This is a genomic window from Gordonia sp. DT219, from assembly GCF_049847065.1.
Taxonomy (GTDB): domain Bacteria; phylum Actinomycetota; class Actinomycetes; order Mycobacteriales; family Mycobacteriaceae; genus Gordonia.
This window is the reverse complement of sequence record NZ_JBNCNR010000003.1, coordinates 177,005-200,494: the sequence shown is the minus strand read 5'-3', so window position 1 is coordinate 200,494 and position 23,490 is coordinate 177,005. Positions and strand designations below refer to the sequence as shown.

Below are 23,490 nucleotides of genomic sequence, written 5' to 3'. Positions count from 1 at the left end.
CGCGCTCACCGTCAGGCGGCTCACGTCAGGATGAGTGATGAGCCGACCCACCACCCGACGCCGCCCGCGGCCGTTGCCGTGATCAGCACGAGCACCAGCCAGATGAGCGTGCGGACCCGGCCATCGGCCGCATCGTGATCCGGCGAATCGGCCCCCGCGGGAAGGGCACCCACCTCCCATCGGGCGTCACCGCCCGCAGCCTCCGGGATGGCCGCCGAGGCCTTCGTCGCGGGCCGTGCGGGTTCGGTGGACGGAGCGGACGCAACCCGGGTGGGCTGGCGGGCGGCCACTGCCCGTTGACGCGCCATCGTCTCCCGTTCGGCGGAGCGTCGGGGGGCCGGCACGGTGAACGGCGGCAGGTCGAGTTCGTCGGCCACGTCGAGTAGCGCCGCACGCATCTCGAAGGCGTTCGCGTAGCGGTCGGCGGGACGGCGCTCGGTGGCGCGGAGCACCACCTCGTCGAGCTCGACCGGAACCCCGGCGATCACGTCGCCGGGGGCCGGGACGTCGTAGGTCAGCCGTTGGTATGCCAGGGAGAGCGGCGTGTCACCGCGGAAGGGCGTACGGCCGGTGAGTAATTCGAAGACCATCACGCCCATGGAGTAGACGTCGCTGCGGGCGTCGGCATGCGCGGACTCGACTTGTTCGGGCGAGAGATAGGCCGCGGTGCCGAGGATCACGCTGGCCGAGGTGACACTCGACTCGGCGACGGCGCGCACCAGCCCGAAGTCGGCGACCTTGACCTCGCCGGCGTCGGAGATCAAGACGTTTTCGGGTTTGACGTCGCGGTGGACCAGACCGGCGGCATGCGCGGTGCCCAGACCGCCGAGTGCCGGATCGGCGACGGCGACGACCGCGTGCGGCGGCATCGGGCCACGTTCACGCAGCAATTCACGCACACTGCCGCCTTCGACGAGTTCCATCACCAGGAAGGCGACGCCGTCATCGATGCCCTGGTCGTAGACGGCGACGAGTCCGGGATGTTTGAGCCCGGCGACGGCCCGGGCCTCGAATTCGAAGCGGCGCAAGAACTGTGGGTCCGACGCGTAGCGGGTGTCCATCACCTTGACCGCGACGTCGCGCCCCAGGCGCAGATCCAGACCCAGGTATACCGCCGACATCCCGCCCCGGGCGATGGGCGCGTCGATACGGTAGCGGTCCTCCAGTACCGCTCCGATCAACTCGTCGACCCCTGCCTGCACGTCAGTGAATCTACCCGTGCACCACGGCGTGACGAGTCGGTGACCACCTACGGCGTGGCAGACGGTAGTGTCTGGACGGTGAGTTCACTGCCGCTCTCGCCCGACATCATCCCCACCGAGGCCGACACCTATTCGCTCGACGAGGTGGCCGACCGGTTGGGCGTGTCGACGAGCCGGGTACGCACCCTGATCCGCGATCACCGATTGCTGGCCATCTCCCGTGACGGGCAGCCCGTGGTGCCGCGTCTGTTCTTCGACGACCTCGGCATCGCCAAGCACTTCACCGGGCTCGTCGACGTGTTGATGGACGGGGGATTCGGCCGGGACGAGGCGATACGCTGGTTGTTCACGGTGCAGGAGGACCTCGACATGCACCCGGCGGCCGCGCTGCACACCCATTCGGCGCGGGAGGTCATCCGGCGCGCCCAGGCGCAGGCGTTCTGAGTTCTCAGGACCTACCCCAGAGCCGGCGCGCGCCCTGACCGAGACGTAGTGGATCGGGATGCACCAGTGACACCGCGGCGAGCACCGAAAGTGCGGCGGCCAAGAGCACCTCGGGCAGTTTGTAGAACACGATCGAGTCGTCGGGCTGAAAGACGATCAACATGAACGTCGAGATGCCCACCACCACTGCGCGCACCCAACCGGGCAGGGTGAACGCGACCGCGACGACGAGGACCCAGGTGTAGTACCACGGCAGCGTCGAGGGTTCGAGGATGAGTACCGCGAGCATCGCCCATGCCAGACCGGCCATCGCCGATCGTTCGTCCCGGCGAAAGCGCCACCACAAGACCACCAGGATGATGGCGAGGGATACCGCGCCGATCGCGCGGGTGACGGTGAGTACCGGCCAGAGATTCAGTGAGGTGAACGGTGCCGCCAGCAGGGTCACCAGATGGGCGGCGGCGGTGGGCAGGGTGAACCAGTTGATGATCTGATCGGCCCAGCCCAGACCGGTCAGCCAGCCGAGTCCGAGTCCGAGCGCCGCGGTCCATGCCGCGAAGACCGCGACGGGCACGGCGATCACCACCGCGAGAACGCGGGCCACGTCGGTCGGGGTGACCGGACGCTGGGAGCGGATGTGCGACAGCCAGATCCACAACACGAAGGGGATCGCCACCCCGGCGGTGACCTTGATGGACACGGCCAATCCGAGGACGGTCAGGCCGGCGACGTGGCGGCCCTGCACGGTCAGGGCCAGTCCGGCCGCGAGCACCCCCATCATCAGCAGTTCGACATGCGGACCGCCGACCAGATGGATCAATACCATCGGATTCAGTAGCGCCAGCCAGAGCCCGGCCTTCGGCGATGCACCGAAGTGAGTTGCGAGGCGCGGAATGGCCCACAGCGACAACAACAATCCGGGCAACAGGACCAGCCGCATCAGCCAGACACCGGTGAGAACGTGGTCGCCGGAGACCTCGGCGACGCCGCGGGTGATGGCCATGAACATCGGCCCGTACGGTGCGGTCGTCGAGGCCCACACCTGCGCCATGCTGTCGAGTACCGGTCCCGGATGATGTGCCGGACCGTCGGCGTAGGGGTCGAATCCCGCGACGAAGACCGCTCCCTGGCCGAGATAGGCATACACGTCGCGGCTGAACAGCGGGACGGTCAGGCACAGGGGCACCGACCATCCGAGCACGGTCCAGCGCAGCGTCGCGACACTCGGGGTATGCGAATCGGGGATGGCGGGATCGCACAATTGCCGTCCCAGGCGCACCCACGCGAAGATCATCGCGGCCACCCCGACCCAGAAAACGATGGCGCCCAAGGTCTTTCCGTGCCCATAGGTGATCGCGTCGAGTCCCAGACTCGATAGACCGGGATGATTGCGCGGGATGTCGGCGACCGAGAAGCCGCCGAGGCACACCAGGATCGAGCCGAGAAGGCCGACGCGGAGGTCGGCAGACAGCGGCCGGCGTGTCGGTGCGGACCGGACCGGGGCTTCGGAGGCGGTCATTCAGGCCTCACGATGGGCGATCCGCCCGGCCATCGCGATCAGCTCGGCTCGGATGTCCTCGTCGATCGCGGCGTGCTCGAGGCGGACGACGGCCGTCCCGAGCAGGTCGTCGACATGCCGCTCCACCTCGGCGGCCGCGCCGAGGTCGACCAAGGTCTCGCGTACCCGGGCCAGTTCCCCGGGCCCGAGCCGGTGCCCGAGGGCCGCGCGCAGTGACCGCGCTGCGGCGGGATCCTGCTCGTCGGCGCGGCGCAGACCGATCGCGAGAAGTCCGGTGCGTTTGCCCTCGGCGAGGTCGTCGCCGGACGGTTTACCGGTGACCTGCGGATCGCCGAACACCCCGAGCATGTCGTCGCGCAACTGAAAGGCGATCCCGAGGTCGTGTCCCACCGAACGCAGGTCGTCGAGCAGCTCGTCGGGAGCGCCCGCCATCCGGGCGCCGAGTTCGAGGGGACGTGCGACTGTGTACGCCGCGGTCTTGAATTCCATGACGCGGTAGGCGGATTCGACCGTCTCGTCGCCGCTGACCTCGTTGACGATGTCGAGATACTGCCCGCCGAGGACCTCGGTGCGCATGGCCGACCACACCGCAGATACCTCCGCGGGCAGTGGGCTCGGCGCTACCGTGACCGGCCGCCGGGCCGGGGTGTGCCCGCCGAGGAGGTCGTCGGCCCAGGCGAGTGCGAGATCGCCGGCGAGGATGGCTGCGGCGACACCATGATCGTCGGCGTCGCCGGACCAGCCCGCATCCCGATGGTGGGCGGCGAAGAGTCGATGCACCGTGCGGCGGCCCCGGCGGGTGTCGGAATGATCGATGATGTCGTCGTGGATGAGTGCACACGCTTGCACCAATTCCAGTGCGGCACAGACCCGTAATGCGTCGGAGCCGAGCTGCTCGGGAATCGGTGGCCGGCGGTCGGGACTGCTCAGACCGCACAACCAGCCCGCGTACCCGAAGGTGGGACGCACCCGCTTGCCGCCGAGGCGCACGAAGTCGGCGACCACCTCGGCGGCCTGTCCGACCACCGGAGAGATGGTGCGGGTGACCGGAAGGGTGATGTCGAAAAAATCATCGAGGACCGCACCGGCGGCGGCGGGTACCTCCGACAACGAGGTCGGCAGCGGGGCGGTGCTCACCCCATCAGGCTAGACATCGGCCGCGGCGCGCCGCACATCCCCGCCGCGGCGCGCCGCACATCCCCGCCGCGGCGCGCCGCACACGTCCTGCGCCGGTGGCCGCCGCGGCGGGTCGGGGTCGTCGACGGCCGATCATGCATACGTACAATGGCGCGGTGACCTCATCCGTACCGGCGCCATCGGTCGTCGAGCGCCTCGCCACGCCGCCGTCCAATGGTGTCGTGCACTTCTCGGTGGAGTTCTTCCCGCCGCGCGATCACGAGGCCGAGGCCCGTTTGTGGCGGGCGGTACGTGTCTTCGAACGGCTCGATCCCGCGTTCGTGTCGATGACCTATGGGGCCGGGGGATCGACCCGGGACCGGACGGTGCGCATCGCCGGGGAATTGGCCACGCAGACGACACTGGTGACCGTCGCGCACCTGACCGCCGTCGATCACAGCATCGCCGAACTGCGTGCCCTCATCGGCTCCTACGCCGATCGGGGCATCACCAATCTGCTTGCACTGCGCGGTGATCCACCTGGTGACCCACTCGGCGAGTGGGTTGCTCACCCGGCGGGTGTGGAGTACGCGAGCGAACTCGTCGAACTGATCTCCCGGCTCGGTGACTTCCATGTGGGCGTGGCCTCGTTCCCCGAGGGACACCATCGCGCCCGCGACCTCGACGAGGACACCGAGGTCCTGGTCGGCAAACTGCGTGCGGGAGCCGAGTACTCGGTGTCCCAGATGTTCTTCGACGTCGAGGACTTCCTGCGCCTGCGTGACCGCGTGGCGCGTGCCGACCCGGAACAGGGCGCCAAACCGTTGATCCCGGGCATCATGCCGATCACCTCACTGGCCAGCGCGCGGCGAATGACACAGCTGTCGGGGTCGGTGATCCCGTCGGCCGTCGAGTCCCGTTTCGCCGCCGCCGCAGGCGACGGCCCGGAGGAGGATCGCGCGGCCGTCCGCGCCGTCGGCATCGACTTCGCCACCGAAACCGCGCAGCGGCTGATCGCCGAAGGCGTTCCCGGACTGCATTTCTGCAGTCTGAACTTCGCCAAGGCCACATGTGAGGTGCTCGAGCGTCTCGGCGTCGACACTCACGACGCATTACCTGCCGTCGCCGCGCGCTGAGTTACCGGAGCCGCGCCCGACGCCATCGCTCAGGACTTGTTCGGGCCACCGGCCGGGGGTACCGGATGACTCTCGGATGCCGACGTGGCAGTGGCCTTGTCGGCATCGACTGAGCCGGTCGCACCCGAGGGGCCGGCCGAGCTCTTCCCGGTCGTCTTCGAGGACCCCGCGCCCCTTCCGAACAGACCTCGCAGTCCGTTGCCGGATGACTTCCCGGCGCCCGGCGATCCGTCGACGGGCCGACCGGGCCGTGGTCGGCGATCACGGGAGACGTAGGCGAGCCGGATCACGACGAGGACCACGGCCGCGCAGATCAATATCATCAGCCACGTCCAGCCACCGAAGGCGGCCGTCGACGGGTCGGCGTAGGTGGCCTCGGCGGTGAAGTTGGCGGGTTTGCCCGGCTCTGGCGTCCACGAGACGGAGGTGTCGGTGTTCTGATCGCCGTTGGTTGCGCTGATCGGTCCGGCGAAGGAGATCGTGAACTTGAGGTAGTCCCGCCGCGGGATGAGCCCGTTGAGATCGGCCGAACCCGTTAAGCGCACCACCTCGCCGCTGCGTTTCGCGCCGAGCTCCATGGTCATCGAGGTGTCGCCGAATGCATCCGCCACGATGTCGCCGAGCTGGCCGAGCTGCCCGGTGGTGAGGTTGCTGAACGTCGCACGACTGCCGATCAGACCCTGGTTGCTGTTACCGCTACCGGCGCCCGGTGGCACCGAACTCGGAGCCGCAGAGCTCTCCGAAGGGGTGTGCTGGCGGTACTCCGAGACCGCGATGTTGCCCCGCATCGATTCGGGGATGTCGAATTGCGGTGCCCCACCGGGGTTGTCCGGTGTCGTCGCGACGATCACGCTGCCGGCGAAGCGGTCACCGACAGTGGTGGATCGTTCCAGACAACCCGACATCAGCGGGGCCGCGATGAGCAGCATGACCGCGAACAGGAGGGCAGACGCGCGGGATGGGCTCAGGCGGGGGATCGGCGGACGCACGTGCTCATCGTGCCAGACCCGACAGTGGTCACGGCCGCAGGCGCAACCGCGTGTATCGATCGGCGGGCCGATTCCGGGCCGCCGGTCAGCGTCGCGGGCGCCCGCGGCGGCCGCTGCGTGCGATGGCGGCCCGCCCGGCGATGCGTCCACTCGCCCCGGTGACCCCACCGCCGGGGTGCGTCGATGCCCCGGCGAGCAGTATCCCGCCGGCGCCGGGGACCTCGTGGCCGGACAGATCCGGATGCGGACGCAGCATGAACATCTGGTCGATCGACATCTCGACATGCATGATGTTCCCGCCGACGAGGCCCAGCTCCGTCTCCAGCGATTCCGGCGTCTGCACGTGCCGGTGTTCGATGCCCTCGGCGAAGCCGGGGGCGTGGCGCTCGACCTCGGCGATGACGGCCTCACCTGCCACCGACGCGGCGCGCGACCACTCGGTGCCGTCGGCGAGATGGCGGGGGTGCCATTGGGCCCACAGATTGACCAGATGGCGTCCGGGTGGGGCGAGCGTCGGATCGATTCCGGAAAAACTCATCGCCACGCAGGCGGGCCGGGCAGGCAGTTCGCCGAGCGCCGCGGCGGCCTCGGCCCGGCGCAGTTGGCGGCGGTCGGTGACGAGGAGGCCGAGGGCCGAGTGCACGCCATGCGCCGGAAGGTCGGTGGGTAGGCCGCGATAGGTGGGCAGCTCGCGGGTGCCGAGCCGGACGGCCATGCCGATGCCCGTGCCGACCGCGATCTCCGATCGCCAGCGCGCCAGCAGGTCCGCGTCGAAGCCGCCGGCGCCCAGCAGATCCAGTGTGGTCATGATGTGGCACGCGCTGATGACCGTGTCCGCACACCAGCTGTCGCCACCGGCGCCCCGTACCCGCCAGTGGTCGGTGCACCGGGTGATCTCGGTGACCGGCGCGTCGGTTTCCACCTCGCCGCCGTCCGCGGCGAGGCGACGCAGGAGTGCGTCGGTGAGCGCACCGCTGCCGCCCACGGCCCGACCCGGTGGGATCTGATGCATCAGGGCGGCGAATCCGATCATCGGTGCCGTCGCCGGGGCGCTCATCGGTGGGCCGGATTGTGCGCCGAACCAGGCCAGGGCGGCCTTGAGATGTTCGGAGGCGAACCAACGGTCCAACAAGGCGTCGCCGGAGGCCATCAGCTCCTGTGTCAGGGACATCAGCCGTCCCGAGCGCGCTCCGAGCGGACCCGAACGCGCGGTGGTCGCGGTATGACCCAGACCGCCGAAGGTGCGTGCGAAACGGCCCGGCGTCGCGGGTTCGTAGAAGGAGCGCATGAGGGCTTGTGCGCGCGGTGTCCAGGTGGCCACGAAGGCGCGGTAGGCGTCGGCGTCGGCGCGCCCGCAGGACCGCTCGATGGACGCACACGTGGCGTCGAGGTCGGTGCGGAACACGATTGCCGGTGCGGTGTCGGTGGCCGGGCAGAACGCCCACGGATCGCAGTCGAGGTAGGTCAGTCCCGCGTCACTGAGGCCGAGTTCGTCGGGGACCGGCGAGTGCCGGATCATCAGGTGCGCCGATGACCCGCGATCGACCCGGTAGCCGGGGAACCGCTCGACCGTCGACACCGCGCCGCCGGGAACGGTGTCGCGCTCGAGGACGCGGACCGATCGGCCGGCGCGGGCCAGATAGGCGGCGCAGACCAGGCCGTTGTGTCCGGCACCGACGACGATGGCGTCGACCACCCGATGGTGACTGTTCATCGTGTCGCGTCGGGCGGGGCGGGTGCGGGCTCGATCAACGGCAGCTGTCGGCCGAGGAAGGCAAAGCGCCGTGGATCGCCGGTGAAGGTGAAGTTGCGCAGCACGTCGGCGAATCCGAGCCGGCGGTACAGCGACCACGCGCGATTCTGCTCGGCCGGGATCTCGGGAGTCGACAAGAGCACTTGGCGTTCAGGGCGGTCGGCGAGCAACTGGCGGAGCAGCCACTGGCCGATGCCGTTTCCCTGTGCCGTGGGGTGTACATGTAATTCGGTCAGCTCGAAATAGTCGTCGGTGATCGCGTCGACAACCCGCGGATCGCGCCCCGACGTCCGAAGACCGGCGCGCAGTTGTTGATTCCACCATTGGTCTCGCGCGCCGCGATAGCCGTAGGCGATCCCGACGAGTACTTCGTCCTGGGCCGGGGACACCGGGTGACGCAGCCGGCGGCGGGCGAGGTCCATCGAGGTCGACTCCGCGGGGGGCGCGTGGGCGATTGCGCCGTAGGCGTTCCATCCGGGGCGGGCGATGTGCTCGCGCCACAGCCCCGCGCGATGCATCTCGGTGCCGCGGGGGTAGTTCATCGCGGTGACGTAGATCTCGAGTGCGGGCCCGAGCCACACCGCGCAGTCGCGTTGCTCGAGGCGGGCCAGGCGGACAGTCACGTCCCATCCTCTCTGATCGGTCGTGGACCGGGTCTCTCGTGCGCCCTCGCGGACATTTTTGTCGGTGGCTTCGGGCATCTTGATCCCGAGAGCAGATCTGGCTATATTGAAACTGTCGAACGGGTGTTCGATGAATGTGCCTCCGCAAGCTGTTCGCCTTCACCCGACGACCGACGCCATCCGGCGGTGGGCGAGGGAAGCGCCTGCCACCGGATCGCGTTGACCGAGTCGAGTCGCCGATGGGCGGCTCCGCACCCGAAGGAGGGAGCCCATGATGACACGTCGGACGACGCATCGGGCGCAGGTGGATCCGGTTGTGGTGGGCCGTGCCCGCGGACTCCTCGAACGCGCGGACAACCTCCTCGACAACGCGAGCGGAATCGCCGATGACGCCGAACGCTTCCGCCAGTTGTATCTGACTGCATTGCGAGCCGCGGGTGCCGCGCTGGCCATCGGTGAGCCCGCTTACGGTCGCTCGACGCGCGGGCTGTCGTCGAACGCGTGGAATCGCCTGGCTGCGGTCGTGCCCGAGCTCGCAGATCAGGCCGGCCGGTTTTGCGCGTGGTCGTCTCTTCGGATGAATATCGAGGCCGGGATCGAGCGCCGGGTGGACCCGGTGGTCGTCGCCGAGCTGCACCGTCTCGTGTTGACGTTTCTCGACACGGTCGAGGGTCTGGTGATCGCCTACGAGCAAGGCGGAGGGGCTCCTGGATCGCGCTCGCTGGCGCACCCCGCATGACATGGCGAGACGTCCCGTCGCGGGCGGTGTTAGCGCACGACGACGGCGGTGAGCACAAAAACGATCCCGCGAATACGGTAATGGTGGTCGCCACCGGAATCACCTCGTATCATGGTCACCAGGCCGCGAGGATAGTCATCGGGCGAGTATCGCGGCGGACATCGCGTCGATGGCTCGTCGGTAACAGTTAAGGAGGGTCGGTGCCACTCTCAGAGCACGAGCAGCGCATGCTCGAAGAGATCGAAAGCGCTCTGTACGCCGAGGACCCGAAGTTTGCGTCCAGCGTCACACGTCGTCGTCTCGGACGTTCGACAGGTCGTCGCCGCCTGCAGGCAGCCGTCGTTTTCGTCATCGGCCTGGCGCTGTTGGTCGTGGGTCCCATCACCGGACTCGACGTGGGCGGATTCCCCATCTTGAGTCTTATCGGCTTCCTGGTGATGTTTGCCGCCGCGCTCCTCGCGTTGTGGGGCGGCCGACCCGGTAAGGGGGCCTCGTCGGCCTCTGACGGTGGCACGCGTGGCCGCGGATCGAAGCCATCGACGCCAAAACGGAAGTTTTCCGAGCGGATGGAAGATCGTTTCAACCGTCGCTTCGAGCAGGAATGAACCTGTCCGCGCGAGTGACATTGCCGACAACTGCGACATAGGAACAACGCCGGCGACGTAGGCGCCCGCACGGCTCAGCAGGCGTGCCTCACGACTGACAACCGACCACAGCCGCACACCCTCAGGTGTGCGGCTGTTGTCGTATCCGGGGAGCCCGTCGGACTGGGGAGCCCGTCGGACTGGGGAGCCCGTCGGGCTGGGGCGGTTTCAGAGCGTCGGAGGACCGGAGCCCGTTCATTCCTGCACATCCTTCCCCACCCCGATCCCCACGGCGCCCCACCCCGATCCCCACGGCGCCCCACCGGCCCGCCAAAGTGACCCCACCAGGCACGTGAGTGATCTGGCGTCACTTCAATACATTGCCGACGTCGGTCGCGACACGACGCGACGCGCGGGTCTCATCGCGTTAGAAATCGCACTGAACTGCGGTTTTCGGCGGGAGTGGTGGGTGAGTGGGGAGCAAGGGGTGGAAAGTGGTGGAAAGTGGGGTAGTGTGGGCGGCACTGGGAGAGGCGATCGGAACGCCGATTCCGGTGGGCAGGAGGTGCCGATATGTCGATGCGATTTGTCGGTACCTACACGCCGAAATTGGACGACAAAGGGCGACTCACGTTGCCCGCCAAGTTTCGCGACGCACTGGCAGGAGGGGTCATGGTCACACGCGGTCAGGACCACAGCCTGTCGGTGTATCGGGCCGACGAGTTCGATGCGATCGCGGAGAAGACGATGGAGGCCTCGCGCAACGATCCCGAAGCGCGCGCCTTCCAGCGGTACTTCTTTGCCAGCACCGATGAACAGCGACCCGATGGGCAGGGGCGGGTCACCGTGTCCGCCGAACATCGGCAGTACGCGGGACTGTCCAAGGAGTGTGTGGTGATCGGCAGTTTCGATCACCTGGAGATCTGGGACGCGCAGGCATGGCGCGACTACCAGAGCCAGCATGAGGAGAACTTCTCGGCGGCGAACTCCGCGGCATTGAGCGCGGTGCTCTAGCCGAGTCGAAAAGTGCCGGACAGATGCACATGGCTTCCGGTGGCACGAGGCCTCGACCCGGTCCGACCCTGGCGTACTTCCCCAACGCCAGGTGCGTGATCGGGTCGGGACCCCGCTCCACCAGAATCCGCCGCAGCCAACACACGACATCCGGTCCCATCAGCCGGCCTTGGGCCACGGGATCGGCGTACTCGGAGGTAGGTCGGTGACACCGCAGAACGACGACAACGGATCGGGCGTCGACGCCACGCCGTCCCGTCGTTCCGGTGAACACGGACATGTCCCGGTGATGGCTGGGCGAATCGTCTCGCTACTGGAGCCTGCGCTCGTCAATGCTGCAGTCGCCCAGCCGGTTTTCGTCGATGCCACTCTCGGGGCGGGGGGACACAGCGAACTGATTCTCCGCAAATTCACCTCGGTCCGGGTGGTCGGGATCGACCGGGACGCCGCAGCTCTGTCGATCGCGCGGGAGCGCCTCGCTTCCTTCGGCGACCGGATCACCTTGCACCAGGCGCGTTTCGACGAGCTGCCCGCCGTACTCGCGCAGGCCGGGATCGACCGCGTCGACGGCGCCCTGTACGACCTCGGAGTCTCCTCGATGCAACTCGATCAGGCTGAACGTGGCTTCGCCTACGCCGTCGATGCACCGCTGGACATGCGCATGGACCCCGAGGGGCCGATGACCGCAGCCGATGTCCTCAACACCTACTCACATGGAGAGCTCGCCCGCATTCTTTCCGAATACGGCGACGAGCGCTTCGCCGGAAAGATCGCCTCGGCGGTGCTGCGCGAACGCGAACGCGAACCCTTCACGACCAGTGCGCGTTTGGTGCAATTGCTCTATTCCACGATTCCGGCGGCCACTCGTCGCACCGGAGGTCATCCCGCGAAACGCACCTTTCAGGCGCTGCGTATCGAGGCCAACGGAGAGCTGGTCGCCCTCCGCCAGGCGGTGCCGGCCGTGCTGGCGGCATTGAGAGTCGGAGGCCGCGTCGCGATGATGAGTTATCAATCCCTCGAAGACAAGATCGTCAAGCGCGAGTTCGCCTTACGGACGACCTCGACATCGCCGGCCCGACTACCCGTCGAATTGCCCGGAACCGCACCCCGCTTTCGACTCGTCACCCGTGGTGCCGAACGCGCGGACCAACAGGAAATCGACACGAACCCGCGGTCGGCGCCGGTCCGGGTCCGCGTGATCGAACGTATCGCCGAGGAGGAGGTGGCATGACCCTTCTCGACGACATTGATCGCCAGGATCGGTTGCGCGACAAGAATTCTGACACCATCGATGGTGGTGCTCGCCGTTCTCGGGGGACCGCCGACCGCTCGCACCGGTCGCGTGCGGCTCAACGCGCAATCGACCGACGCGGCAAGCGACTGGCCGCCGAGGCGAGATCTCCGAGGCGAGGCGCGCGGTCCGAACCGATCGCCCCCGCTGCCCAGCGGACTGCGCGGATCACTGTGGCCCAACGTCTTTCTCGGGTGCCGTTCGTGGTTCCGGTGCTCGCGGTGCTCGCTCTGGGCCTCGGTCTGAGTCTGTTGCTGTCGACCAAAGCAGCTCAGGACTCGTATGAGATCGGTGTGGCGCGACAGCAGAACCAGACATTGCAGGACCGCAACGACGCTCTCAAGCGAACTTTCGAATCGGGTAATTCGGCACCCGAATTGGCTGATGCGGCAGCGCAGCTCGGGATGGTACCGGCCCAGAACCCGGCGCGCATGGTAATCGGTCCGGACGGCAAGCCGCGGGTCGTCGGCGATCCCGAGCCGGCGACCGGCAAGCGGATGCCATCGATCAATCCTGCCGATCAACCGAATCCGACCTCGCGGATCGACCCCAACAAGGTCGATGACTCCGTGGGGCTCGGCGGAACGCCGGGCGCGGCACCGAGTGCCGCCTCGTCGCCGAGTGCGCCTGCTCCTGCCCCTAATCCAACACCTGCCCCTAACCCGACACCTGCCCCGCCGGCTGCCGGTCCGGCACCCACCGCGCAGCCCGGCGCCGCGCCGACCCCGGCCCCCAATGTGCTGCCGCAGTCGGCGCCGGCACCCGCCTCCGGCAACCCGCCGGGCGGAAATTCGCCGCAGAGTCGTTAGCGCGGTGGACAATTGACGACCATGACGACACGTGTGACCCGGCCAGTCACCTCCGGCCGATCGGCTGCAGGCGGGGCAGGCGGCTCGCCGCCCCCGCCGCGCCGGCCTCGGGGGCGGACGCAGACCTTCCTCGTCCGCAGTCGTATCGCGGGGGTCGTGGTCGTACTGGCGGTGGTGGCCGTCGCGATCCGGATGGTGGTCGTACACACCATCGAGGCCCCGGCACTTGCGCAGCAGGCCGCCCAGCAGCGTGAGTACACGCAGATCCTGACCGCCAAGCGCGGGGCGATCCTCGACCGCAACGGACGGCCGCTGGCCTACACCGACGAGGCGCGGTCACTGACGTTCCTGCCCAAGGCAGTTCGCAACTCGATCGCCGCGGCGCACAAGGGCAATCCGAGTTTGCCCGACGTCGACACCCGGCTGCACCAGATCGCCGCCGGTGTCTCGACGGCCCTGGGCGGATCGATCAGCGCCGACGACCTGTACAAGAAGCTCACCAGCGACGAGACGTTCGTGTACCTGGCCCGCTCGGTCAGTCCGGACGTGGCGGCGCGGATCACCGCGGATTATCCCGAGGTGGGAGCAGACCCGCAGAGCGTCCGGCTCTATCCCGGCGGGTCTTTGGCCGCCAACATCATCGGTGACGTCAACTACGACGGCAACGGCCTCATCGGCCTCGAGGCGTCGCTGGATTCGGCGCTCGCCGGCACCGATGGTTCGCGGACCTATGACCGCGGTTCCGATGGTGCGACCATTCCTGGCTCCACACGCAACGTGCATCCGGCGATCGACGGTGCCACCGTTCAACTGACCATCGATTCCGACGTCCAGTGGTTCGTGCAGACCGAGGTGATGAAGGCCAAGGCGGCCTCCGGTGCGAAGTCGGCGTCGGCGGTCGTGCTCGACGCCAAGACCGGCGAGGTCGTCGCGATGGCCAATGACGGCACGTTCAATGCGTCGAAGCCGTTGGCGGACCAGCCGGGCGCCGACCTCGGAAATCCGGCCGTGACCTCTCCGTTCGAACCCGGATCGGTCAACAAGGTCATCACCGCCTCGGCCGCGATCCAATACGGCCTGACCACTCCCGAACAGGTTCACCAGGTTCCGGGCAGCATCCGGATGGCCGGCGTGACCGTCAACGACGCGTGGACCCATGGCGTCGCGCCGTACACCACGACCGGCATCTTCGGTAAGTCTTCCAACGTCGGGACGCTGATGCTGGCCCAACAGGTCGGCGAGGAGCGTTTCGCGGACATGGTGAACCGATTCGGTCTCGGCCAGATCACCGGCGTCGGGCTGCCTGCGGAGAGTGGTGGCGAGGTGCCGGCACTGAGCCAGTGGTCGGGTGGGTCTTTCGCGAATCTGCCGATCGGCCAGGGACTTTCGATGACACTGCTGCAGATGACCGGCATGTATCAGGCCATCGCCAACAACGGGCTGCGGATCCCGCCGCGCATTCTGCGGTCCGAGCAGCGTGCGGGTCACGATGCCACCGAGGATCCGCGTCCGCAGGGCGTGCAGGTGGTCAGCCCGCAGACCGCCGAGACGGTTCGCAACATGTTCCGCGCGGTGTTCCAGGACGACCCGACGGGCGAGCAGACCGGTACCGGCGCCAAGGGCGCGGTACCCGGATATCAATTGTCGGGCAAGACCGGCACCGCCCAGCAGGTCGACCCGGCCTGCGGCTGCTACTCGAACTCGAGTTACAACATCACCTTCGCCGGGATCGCCCCGGCCGATGACCCGCGGTTCGTCGTCGGCATCATGCTCGACAATCCCAAGCGCAGCTCCGATGGTTCCGGTGGGCAGTCCGCGGCGCCGCTGTTCAGCTCGATTGCGTCGTTCATTCTGCAGCACGACCGGATTCCCCAATCGCCCCACCCGGCGCCCCGACTGATCCTGCAGGCCTCGTGACATCGTCTGACACTGCACAACCCGCGGCGGAATCGCCCGAGGTGTTGACGGTATCGTGAGTGCGTTCATGCGGGTTTCAGACGGCACCGGCCACGCCGGTCCCCGGCCGTCATCGACGGGTGAGAGGAGGCGATCGGCGACATGGCATCCGAACGCGGATCGTCTCGACGCACCGGCTCGTCGAGGGACCGTCGGCCGACCGATCTGAGCCGACCCCAGCATGTGGATCCCACCGAGGTGCGGGTGCTTTCGCAGGCCACCGGCGCGCGGGTCGATCTGGTCGGCGACGCGACGGCGACGACCGCCGTGACCGGCGTGTCCTTGCGCGCCCAGGACGTTCGGGCCGGCGACCTGTTCGCTGCGTTGCCCGGCGCGCGCACCCACGGCGCTCGATTCGCCGCCGAAGCGGTCGAACGCGGTGCGACCGCCGTGCTGACCGATCCCGCCGGCCGCATGGAGCTGGCCCGGTCGCTGCCTACCGACGCCGGCTGCGCGGTACTGGTGCATTCCGATCCGCGCAGCGTCCTCGGCGGACTGAGCGCCCGCGTGTACGGCAACCCGTCCCAGCGACTCAAACTCATCGGGATCACCGGTACCTCCGGCAAGACGACGACCTCCTACATGGTCGAGGCGGCGCTGCTGGCGGCCGGACATTCGGTGGGGCTCATCGGCACCGTGGAGACACGGGTCGACGGGGTGGCGGTACCCAGTTCGCTGACCACCCCGGAGGCACCGACGCTGCAGGGCATGCTCGCGGCGATGGTCGAACGGGGTGTCGATGCGGTGGTGATGGAGGTGTCGAGCCACGCACTGGCGCTCGGCCGCGTCGACGGTGCACATTTCGCGGTCGGGGCGTTCACCAATCTCTCGCAGGATCACCTCGATTTCCATCCGACCATGCGCGCGTACTTCGAGGCGAAGGCCCGGTTGTTCGTCTCCGGTTCGTCCACCCGGGCGGTCCGCTCGGTGGTGTGCGTGGACGACGAATGGGGTCGGCGCATGGCCGAACTCGCCGCCGCCGGTACATCGATCACACCGGTGACGGTGTCGACGACCGATGTCGGCGCGCAGTGGCGGGCCGGACCTTCCACCGTCGAAGCCGATGGGTCGCAACGCGTCACGCTTGCCGGTCCCGGCCGCAGCGGCGTGGAGCTCGTGCTTGGGCTGCCCGGGCGATACAACGTCGCCAATGCCGCACTCGCGGTGGCGGTTGCGGTCGCCGCCGGGGTCGGTGCCGGCCAGGCCGCCGAGGCCCAGGCGGCGGTGTCGGTACCGGGCCGGCTCGAACGGGTGGAGCGCGGCCAGCCCTTCCTCGCGATCGTCGACTATGCACACAAGCCGGGTGCGCTCGAGGCGGTACTGGCAACCTTGCGCGGTCAGATCTCGGGACGGATCGGTGTGGTCATCGGCGCCGGTGGCGATCGAGATCACGGCAAGCGGCCGATGATGGGGGCGGCCGCCGCGCGCGGCGCGGAACTGGTCATCATCACCGACGACAACCCGCGTACCGAGGATCCCGCCGCGATTCGCGCAGCGATGGTCGCCGGGGTCGACGCGGTCGGCGCGGACGAGGTGCCCGCGGGTGCCGAGCACCGCGAAATCGGGGACCGGCGGGCGGCGATCGGCGCGGCGGTCGAGTGGGCGCGTCCCGGGGACGTCATCCTGGTGGCAGGAAAGGGGCACGAGCCGGGGCAGGAGATCGATGGTGTGAAACATCCTTTCGACGATCGGCTCGTACTCGGTGAGGCATTGGCGAACGCCTATTCCGGCCATCGTGAGCGGTCTGCACCGCAGGTGCCGGGAGCGCAACGGTGAGCGCCGCGCTCACCGTGATCGCCGTGCCGGCGCCATCGCGGATCGATGACGTGACGTCGGCGCTGCGAACCCTCGTCGAATCGGCCGACGGCGCCCGGCGGGCCGCGCCCGATGGACCTGTGGGCGCCGCACCGCAGTCCGCCGATGCCGTCCGTACCTGGGCCGTCCTGGGCGAGCTGGTGACCGACGATGCCGGTGCGGTCGACGAGAATCAGCGTGCGGTGGCACACGACCTGGTCGGTCGTCTGGCGGTCCGTCTCGCCGTCGACAAGGTGCTGTGCGTAGGGTCATCGAGGGCCGTGCGCGCGCTGTACCAGGGCACGGTGATGGAGGGTTCGTGGGGAGATGAGGTCCGGATGGCCTCCTCGGCCACCGAAGCCCTCGAGATTCTCGGCACGGACCCGGAGTGGATGCCGCAGCCGGGTGACACGGTCCTGCTGGCGGCGCCAGGAGTTCCGGTGCAGCAGTTGGCAGACCGGTGGCGGCAGCGATTCGGTCACGAGGTGACCCTGCGTCCGGCCCTTCCGGACGCAGGAACGAACGAATGAAGGCGAGGACGCTCAGGTGACCCAGATCCTCATCGCGGGGGCTATCGCGGTGGCGGTGTCGATCATGCTCACGCCGTTGCTGATCCGGCTGTTCTCGCGGCAGGGCTTCGGTCAGGAGATCCGGGTCGAGGGCCCGCAGAGTCACCAGACCAAACGCGGCACCCCGTCAATGGGCGGCGTCGCGATCCTGATTGCGTTGTGGGCGGGCTACTTCGGCGCGCACCTCGCCGGAGTGTTCACCGATTCCCGCTCCGGACCCAGCGCATCGGGGCTGCTGGTGCTCGGTCTGGCGACGGCGTTGGGAATCGTCGGATTCCTCGACGACATCATCAAGATCCGCAAGCATCGCAATCTCGGGCTGAACAAGACCGCGAAGTCGATCGGACAGTTCGTCGCGGCCATCCTGTTCGGCATCCTGGTGCTGCAATTCCGCAATGCCTCGGGTCTCACACCGGCCGGCCCGTATCTGTCGTACGTACGCGACATCGACGCGGTCTCGATGGTGTCGGTCGCATTCGTCATCTTCGTGTGGCTGGTGGTGGCGGCGTGGTCGAACGCGGTCAACTTCACCGACGGCCTCGACGGACTGGCTGCCGGGTCCATGGCCATGGTGCTCGGCTCCTACGTGCTGGTGGCGTTCTTCCAGTTCGTCAACGCATGTTCGGGCGGTGCGAAACCGGCCAACGACATCCCGCAGGGCTGCTACAACGTCCGCGATCCGCTGGACCTCGCGCTGATCGCCGTCGCCGGTGGCGGTGCCTGTCTCGGCTTCCTGTGGTGGAATGCCGCTCCCGCGAAGATCTTCATGGGTGACACCGGATCACTCGCCCTCGGCGGGATGCTCGCCGGCCTGTCGATCACCACGCGCACCGAATTGCTCGCTGTCGTGATCGGCGCGTTGTTCGTCGCCGAGATCGCCTCGGTGGTCATCCAGATCGCCTTCTTCCGCACCACCGGCCGACGGGTGTTCCGAATGGCGCCGTTCCATCACCACTTCGAGCTCGGCGGCTGGGCCGAGACAACGGTGATCATCCGGTTCTGGCTGCTGACGGCGATCGCCTGCGCACTGGGGCTGTCGCTGTTCTATGGCGAGTTCCTGGCCCTCAGGGGTTGAGGTGTCAGTGATGCCGGAAGACCCGTCGCGGCTACCGAAACCGGTGGCGGGTGACTCGGTGGTGATCGCCGGTGGCGGTGCGGCCGGGATGTCGGCCGCCGACCATCTGCTCGACCTCGGCGCGCGCGTCACCATCGCCGACGATCGCGTCACCACCGGCGAACTCGCCGCCATCGCGGGAGCCTCGGCCATCGTCGACCGCGGGGCCCGACTCATCGCCGTCGCCGATCTACTCGCCGACCCGGCCTGGACCGACCGCACCGATGTGGTGATCGTCTCCCCGGGCTTTGCGCCCGGTCACGCGCTGCCGGAGGCCGCACACGCCGCAGGCATCCCCACGTGGGGCGAAGTCGAACTCGCCTGGCGCCTCGACGCCGCGGGTGTCTACGGTCCGCCACGCACGTGGCTGGTGGTCACCGGAACCAACGGCAAGACCACCACCACGTCGATGCTCACCGACATCGTCACCGCATCCGGGCGCGCCGCTGCGGCCTGCGGCAACATCGGGCTCCCGATTCTCGACGCGATGCGGGAGACGCCCCGCGTCGAGGTGTTGTGCGTGGAACTGTCGTCGTTTCAACTGTTTTGGGCGCCGTCGATCGCGCCGGCCGCCGGGGTGGTACTCAACGTGGCCGAGGACCACCTCGACTGGCACGGGTCGTTCCGCGCCTACGCCGAGGCGAAACAGATCGCGTTGCACGGGGGCATCGGCATCGTCGGGCTCGACGACCCGGTCGCTGCCGCACTGCCGGTCGCCGGCCGCCGAGTCGGCTTCACACTCGGTGAACCCGGGGACGGCCAGCTCGGTATCCGTGATGGCGAGATCGTCGACCGCGCCTTTGCGGTCGGGGAGCCCGGTGCCGGGACATCAGGGGCCGGTGTCGCACTCGCCGATGTCACCGGCATTCGTCCACCGGGGCCGTCGGGCCGGTCCGATGCGCTGGCCGCTGCGGCGCTCGCGCGATCGATCGGCGTGCCACCGGACGCGATCGGATCGGCGCTGGCCGACTTCCGGCCCGCCGCCCATCGCGGCGAGATCGTCGCGCGGATCGACGGCGTGGAGTTCGTCGACGATTCGAAGGCCACCAATCCGCATGCCGCCCAGGCGGCGATCGCGGCGCACCGACGGGTGATTCTCATCGCGGGCGGACTGTTGAAGGGTGCGTCGCTCGACACGATGCTCGACGCCATCGCCGATCGCCTCGCCGGGGTCGTTGCGATCGGGCGGGACCGCGACCTGGTTGTCGCAGCGATCGCGCGACACGCCCCAGAAGTCCCAACAGTCACAGTGTTCACAGGGGACGATGGGGCGGTGACCCTACAGCGTGAACTCTCCTTTCCGGCTGGTGTGTGTCTTCCCGGTCCGACGAGCCCGTCCGCCGTCACGCATACGGCACCGAGCCCGGGCGATGCGGCGGTGGCGGTGATGGATCGGGCCGTCGGCGCCGCCTGGGCGCTGGCCGACACCGGCCGAGCCGAGGACCGGCCCGACGCGATCCTGTTGGCGCCGGCAGCCGCATCGCTGGACATGTTCGCCGGATATGGCCGGCGCGGAGACGCATTCGCCGACGCCGCGCGGTCGCTGACCGCCCGGCGCGGTGCCGAGCAGGCGCAAGGCCGATGAGCGCGGCGTCGTCCCGACGCAGAACCGCCGCCGCGCGACCCGCCGACCCGGATTCGGCGTCCGGCGACATCGTGACCGACGACGTGGATGCGGCGGACCCCGAATCCGGCGACAGCACCGACGACACCACCGGGGTGGCCGGTGTAGGGCGGTCGGCGTCACCGGGTACCGGCGTCCGAACGCACTCGCGTGCCCGCCCGGCGGAGACGGTCGGGACCGCTTTGTCGACGATCGTCGAGGGGACGCGCAGCCTGCTGGGCCGGCCATTGGCGTCATATCATCTGATCTTGACGCTGGCGCTGTTGCTGACCGTGTTCGGCCTGGTGATGGTGCTGTCGGCGTCTTCGGTCGAGGGATATTCGCAGGACGGATCGGCCTACGGCCTGTTCGCCACGCAGGTGGTCTTCGCTCTACTCGGCGTCGTGGTCTTCTATTTCACCCTCCGACTGCCGGTGCGGGTGCTGCGTCGCCTGGCCGCGCCGCTGATGGTGATCACGACGATGCTGTTGGCGCTGGTGTTGATCCCGGGGGTGGGCACCCTGAGTCAGGGTGCGCGCCGATGGTTCGTGATTTCCGGGTTGTCGGTACAGCCATCGGAGCTGGTCAAGGTCGCACTCTGTGTCTGGGGCGCGCACCTGCTGGCGTCGCGCCGTCGCGAGAATGCGCCGCTGCGGGAACTACTCGTCCCGTTGGTGCCGGTGGGTCTGGTGATCTGCCTGCTGATCATCCTCGAGCCAAACCTGTCGACGACGATCACGATCGCGATCATCGTGGGCACGTTGCTCTGGTTCGCGGGCTTGCCGATCAAGGTGTTCAGCGGATTCGTGGTCACCGGGATCGCGATCGCAGTCGTGTTGGCGTTGGTCGAGAGTTACCGTTCGCAGCGGGTGATGAGCTTTCTCGGCGGTATCGATGACCCGCAGGGTGCCGGGTATCAGGCGCGTCAGGCCACCTATGCATTGGCCAATGGTGGAGTGTTCGGAGTCGGCCTCGGGCAGAGTCGAGCGAAGTGGAACTATCTGCCCAACGCGCACAACGACTTCATCTTCGCGATCATCGGTGAGGAATTGGGGCTCATCGGGGGGTTGTTGGTGGTGGCGCTCTTCGTGATCTTCGCGTTTGTCGGTTTCCGCATCGCGCACCGGTCGACTGATCCGTTCCTGCGGCTGATGACGGCAACCATCACGGTGTTGATCACCGCGCAGGCACTGATCAACATCGGCTATGTGATCGGTTTGCTGCCGGTGACGGGTATTCAGCTTCCGCTGTTGTCGGCGGGTGGTACGTCGACCCTGACGGTGTTGGCCATGTTGGGCTTGCTGGCCAACGCCGCTCGTCACGAACCCGATGCAGTGGTGGCGTTGTCGTCGGGCCGGACCAGACGGTTCGGCCGATTGCTGCGGGTGCCGCCGCCGGTGGCCTACACCCCGTCTCGTGCGGAGGTGCTGCGTGATCGGCTCGACGGTCGAGGTGGCGTTATGCCCGGGGCTCCGGGACGCGCGCGGTCCGGGCCGGGTCGCGGCCGGGGGCCGGAGCCTGCGGTCAAGCGGCCGGTGTGGAAGCGGATGTGGCCGGGTGGCCGGTCCGATCCCGGTGTACCGGATCCGGCGGCGCGCCCGGTACCGGCACCGGCGGGTCGGGGCAGGTATCGTTCAGGCGCCGGGAGCGAAGCGAGCGGGCCTGGTTTTCGGGGCGCCGGGAGCGAAGCGAGCGGGCCCTATCGGCGGGGCGCCGGGAGCGAAGCGAGCGGGCCGTACGGCACGGCGGGTGGCCATTCGTGGCGGCCCCGTTCGGGCTATTCGGCGACGCCGTCGCGGTCGCAGCCACGGGGATATGCCGGTGGTGCGAATCGTCGTCGGTGAGCCGACTCGGGGCACCGCCGGTGAGGCGAGTGTTGGATATGAGAGTGCGATCCGTCGAATCGGCGGCCGAATGGAGTTGAAGTCCCGCGATGCAATCGCCCGAGCAGACCCCCGCGATGGAATCGCCTGACGAGACCGGGCCCGACGACGTGCGGCCGGAGAAGGCAGGCGGGTCCGCGCCCCGGAAGTCGGATTCTCGCCCGTTGTCGGTGGTGGTGGCCGGCGGTGGAACCGCCGGCCACATCGAGCCGGCGCTGGCGGTGGCCGATGCGGTGCGCCGGCTCGATCCGCAGGCCCGGATCACGGCCCTGGGCACCAAACGCGGACTGGAGACGACGCTGGTACCCGAGCGCGGATATGAACTGTCGCTGATTCCGCCGGTGCCCTTGCCGCGTAAGCCCGGTGTGGAGTTGGCGAAGACGCCGGGCAGGCTGGCGCGGTCGGTCCTGGCCGCGCGCAAGGTGCTGACCGCGGTCGATGCCGACGTGGTGGTGGGTTTCGGTGGCTATGTGTCGATCCCGGCGTATCTGGCGGCGCAGATCCACATACGTGGCAAGCGGCGGCTACCGGTGGTGATCCATGAGGCGAATGCGAGTGCGGGGATCGCGAACAAGGTGGGCGCACGTTTCGCCGACGTGGTGCTCGCGGCGGTCGATGGTTCGGGTCTGGCGGATGCGCGGGTGGTCGGGATTCCGGTGCGCGGGCAGATCGCCGAACTCGACCGGGCCGCATTGCGTCCCAAGGCCCGTCACTACTTCGGTCTCGATGCCGATGCCCCGACGTTGCTGGTGTTCGGTGGATCGCAGGGCGCCCAGCAACTCAATTCCGCGGTGGCCGGTGCGGCGGAGGCTCTGGGACGGGCCGGGATCGGTGTGCTGCATGCGTACGGTCCGAAGAACTCGATCGATCCGGCATCACCGCCGGGGGCGCCGCCGTATCGGGGTGTCGGCTATCTCAAGCGGATGGACCTGGCGTATGCGGCTGCCGATCTGGTGGTCTGTCGATCCGGTGCGATGACGGTGGCCGAGGTATCGGCAACGGGGCTGCCGGCGATCTATGTGCCGTTGCCACACGGGAATGGCGAGCAGCGGCTCAACGCATTGCCGGTGGTTGCGGCCGGCGGCGGACTGTTGGTCGACAACGATGACCTCACCAGCGAGTGGGTGGGGCGGGAGGTTCCGGCGCTGCTGTCGGATCCGCAGCGGCTCGCGACGATGTCGGTGGCGGCGTCGGGGACGGGGCATCGTGACGCGGCGACCGAGGTCGCGCGTGCGGCATTGGATCTGGCGGCCGACTTTCGTGCCGGCGAGCATCGTCGCGGCCTCGCCGCCGCGTTTCGTTCGCCACGATCGACCTCCGGGCAGTGAACAATTGGCAGCGGCGGCATCCGG

The 23,490-nt window shown here is 68.4% G+C and carries 20 protein-coding genes; 14 read left to right on the top strand and 6 right to left on the bottom strand.

All coding sequences use genetic code 11. The features are described from left to right. Positions 1-20: 20 nt before the first annotated feature. Positions 21-1,202: a protein kinase domain-containing protein gene (locus ACPXB3_RS06610; RefSeq protein WP_425727125.1), complete on the bottom strand. Its 1,182-nt coding sequence runs from the start codon at positions 1,200-1,202 to the stop codon at positions 21-23. Between the two features lie 78 nt (positions 1,203-1,280). Between ACPXB3_RS06610 and ACPXB3_RS06605 the strand changes: the two genes are divergently transcribed. Further along, a complete protein-coding gene (locus ACPXB3_RS06605; RefSeq protein ID WP_425705847.1) occupies positions 1,281-1,646 on the top strand; it encodes an Rv2175c family DNA-binding protein in 366 nt (121 codons plus the stop codon). Between the two features lie 4 nt (positions 1,647-1,650). Here the strand turns inward: ACPXB3_RS06605 and ACPXB3_RS06600 are convergent, their stop codons facing one another. Beyond that, a complete protein-coding gene (locus ACPXB3_RS06600) occupies positions 1,651-3,165 on the bottom strand; it encodes an alpha-(1->6)-mannopyranosyltransferase A (RefSeq protein ID WP_425727124.1) in 1,515 nt (504 codons plus the stop codon). After that, entirely contained in the window at positions 3,166-4,302 is a 1,137-nt protein-coding gene (locus ACPXB3_RS06595) for a polyprenyl synthetase family protein (RefSeq protein WP_425727122.1), read from the bottom strand. A 134-nt stretch (positions 4,303-4,436) separates the two neighbouring features. Between ACPXB3_RS06595 and ACPXB3_RS06590 the strand changes: the two genes are divergently transcribed. Further along, entirely contained in the window at positions 4,437-5,417 is a 981-nt protein-coding gene (locus tag ACPXB3_RS06590) for a methylenetetrahydrofolate reductase (protein WP_425705850.1), read from the top strand. Positions 5,418-5,446: 29 nt separating this feature from the next. Here the strand turns inward: ACPXB3_RS06590 and ACPXB3_RS06585 are convergent, their stop codons facing one another. The 3 genes from ACPXB3_RS06585 to ACPXB3_RS06575 form a co-directional block, all read right to left on the bottom strand. After that, positions 5,447-6,406 (bottom strand): LppM family (lipo)protein, encoded by a 960-nt coding sequence (locus ACPXB3_RS06585; RefSeq protein WP_425705851.1) that lies wholly within the window; start codon positions 6,404-6,406, stop codon positions 5,447-5,449. An 85-nt stretch (positions 6,407-6,491) separates the two neighbouring features. Further along, a complete protein-coding gene (locus ACPXB3_RS06580) occupies positions 6,492-8,120 on the bottom strand; it encodes a phytoene desaturase family protein (RefSeq protein WP_425727120.1) in 1,629 nt (542 codons plus the stop codon). Further along, the gene (locus ACPXB3_RS06575; protein WP_425727118.1) at positions 8,117-8,782 is read right to left on the bottom strand and encodes a GNAT family N-acetyltransferase; all 666 of its coding nucleotides are present in this window, start codon (positions 8,780-8,782) and stop codon (positions 8,117-8,119) included. Before ACPXB3_RS06575 ends, ACPXB3_RS06580 begins: the two co-directional genes overlap by 4 nt. 271 nt (positions 8,783-9,053) lie before the next feature. On the opposite strand from ACPXB3_RS06575, the gene ACPXB3_RS06570 reads away from it, so the two are divergent. The 12 genes from ACPXB3_RS06570 (at position 9,054) to murG (ending at position 23,466) form a co-directional block, all read left to right on the top strand. Continuing rightward, positions 9,054-9,521: an SAV_6107 family HEPN domain-containing protein gene (locus ACPXB3_RS06570; RefSeq protein WP_425705854.1), complete on the top strand. Its 468-nt coding sequence runs from the start codon at positions 9,054-9,056 to the stop codon at positions 9,519-9,521. Positions 9,522-9,721: 200 nt separating this feature from the next. After that, positions 9,722-10,126 (top strand): DUF3040 domain-containing protein, encoded by a 405-nt coding sequence (locus ACPXB3_RS06565; protein ID WP_425705855.1) that lies wholly within the window; start codon positions 9,722-9,724, stop codon positions 10,124-10,126. Between the two features lie 552 nt (positions 10,127-10,678). Further along, on the top strand, positions 10,679-11,119 hold the full coding sequence (mraZ, locus tag ACPXB3_RS06560) for a division/cell wall cluster transcriptional repressor MraZ (protein WP_425705856.1): 441 nt from the start codon (positions 10,679-10,681) through the stop codon (positions 11,117-11,119). Positions 11,120-11,408: 289 nt separating this feature from the next. Then, positions 11,409-12,350, top strand: a complete 942-nt coding sequence (rsmH, locus tag ACPXB3_RS06555; RefSeq protein ID WP_425727275.1) for a 16S rRNA (cytosine(1402)-N(4))-methyltransferase RsmH — start codon at positions 11,409-11,411, stop codon at positions 12,348-12,350. Next, complete coding sequence (locus tag ACPXB3_RS06550; protein WP_425705857.1) at positions 12,347-13,219, top strand: hypothetical protein; 873 nt, start codon at positions 12,347-12,349, stop codon at positions 13,217-13,219. Before rsmH ends, ACPXB3_RS06550 begins: the two co-directional genes overlap by 4 nt. 21 nt (positions 13,220-13,240) lie before the next feature. Next, positions 13,241-15,136 (top strand): peptidoglycan D,D-transpeptidase FtsI family protein, encoded by a 1,896-nt coding sequence (locus ACPXB3_RS06545; RefSeq protein ID WP_425705858.1) that lies wholly within the window; start codon positions 13,241-13,243, stop codon positions 15,134-15,136. Positions 15,137-15,277: 141 nt separating this feature from the next. After that, positions 15,278-16,951: a UDP-N-acetylmuramoyl-L-alanyl-D-glutamate--2,6-diaminopimelate ligase gene (locus tag ACPXB3_RS06540; RefSeq protein WP_425705859.1), complete on the top strand. Its 1,674-nt coding sequence runs from the start codon at positions 15,278-15,280 to the stop codon at positions 16,949-16,951. Continuing rightward, positions 16,948-17,499, top strand: coding sequence for a UDP-N-acetylmuramoyl-tripeptide--D-alanyl-D-alanine ligase (locus ACPXB3_RS06535; protein ID WP_425705860.1), 552 nt, complete (start codon positions 16,948-16,950; stop codon positions 17,497-17,499). Before ACPXB3_RS06540 ends, ACPXB3_RS06535 begins: the two co-directional genes overlap by 4 nt. Positions 17,500-17,515: 16 nt before the next feature. Next, positions 17,516-18,613: a phospho-N-acetylmuramoyl-pentapeptide-transferase gene (gene mraY / locus ACPXB3_RS06530; protein WP_425705861.1), complete on the top strand. Its 1,098-nt coding sequence runs from the start codon at positions 17,516-17,518 to the stop codon at positions 18,611-18,613. A gap of 10 nt (positions 18,614-18,623) precedes the next feature. Further along, complete coding sequence (murD, locus tag ACPXB3_RS06525; RefSeq protein ID WP_425727116.1) at positions 18,624-20,237, top strand: UDP-N-acetylmuramoyl-L-alanine--D-glutamate ligase; 1,614 nt, start codon at positions 18,624-18,626, stop codon at positions 20,235-20,237. After that, positions 20,234-22,099: a putative lipid II flippase FtsW gene (ftsW, locus tag ACPXB3_RS06520; RefSeq protein ID WP_425727114.1), complete on the top strand. Its 1,866-nt coding sequence runs from the start codon at positions 20,234-20,236 to the stop codon at positions 22,097-22,099. The genes murD and ftsW overlap by 4 nt, the downstream gene beginning before the upstream one ends. A gap of 89 nt (positions 22,100-22,188) precedes the next feature. Further along, positions 22,189-23,466: an undecaprenyldiphospho-muramoylpentapeptide beta-N-acetylglucosaminyltransferase gene (gene murG / locus ACPXB3_RS06515; RefSeq protein ID WP_425727112.1), complete on the top strand. Its 1,278-nt coding sequence runs from the start codon at positions 22,189-22,191 to the stop codon at positions 23,464-23,466. Positions 23,467-23,490: the final 24 nt, after the last annotated feature.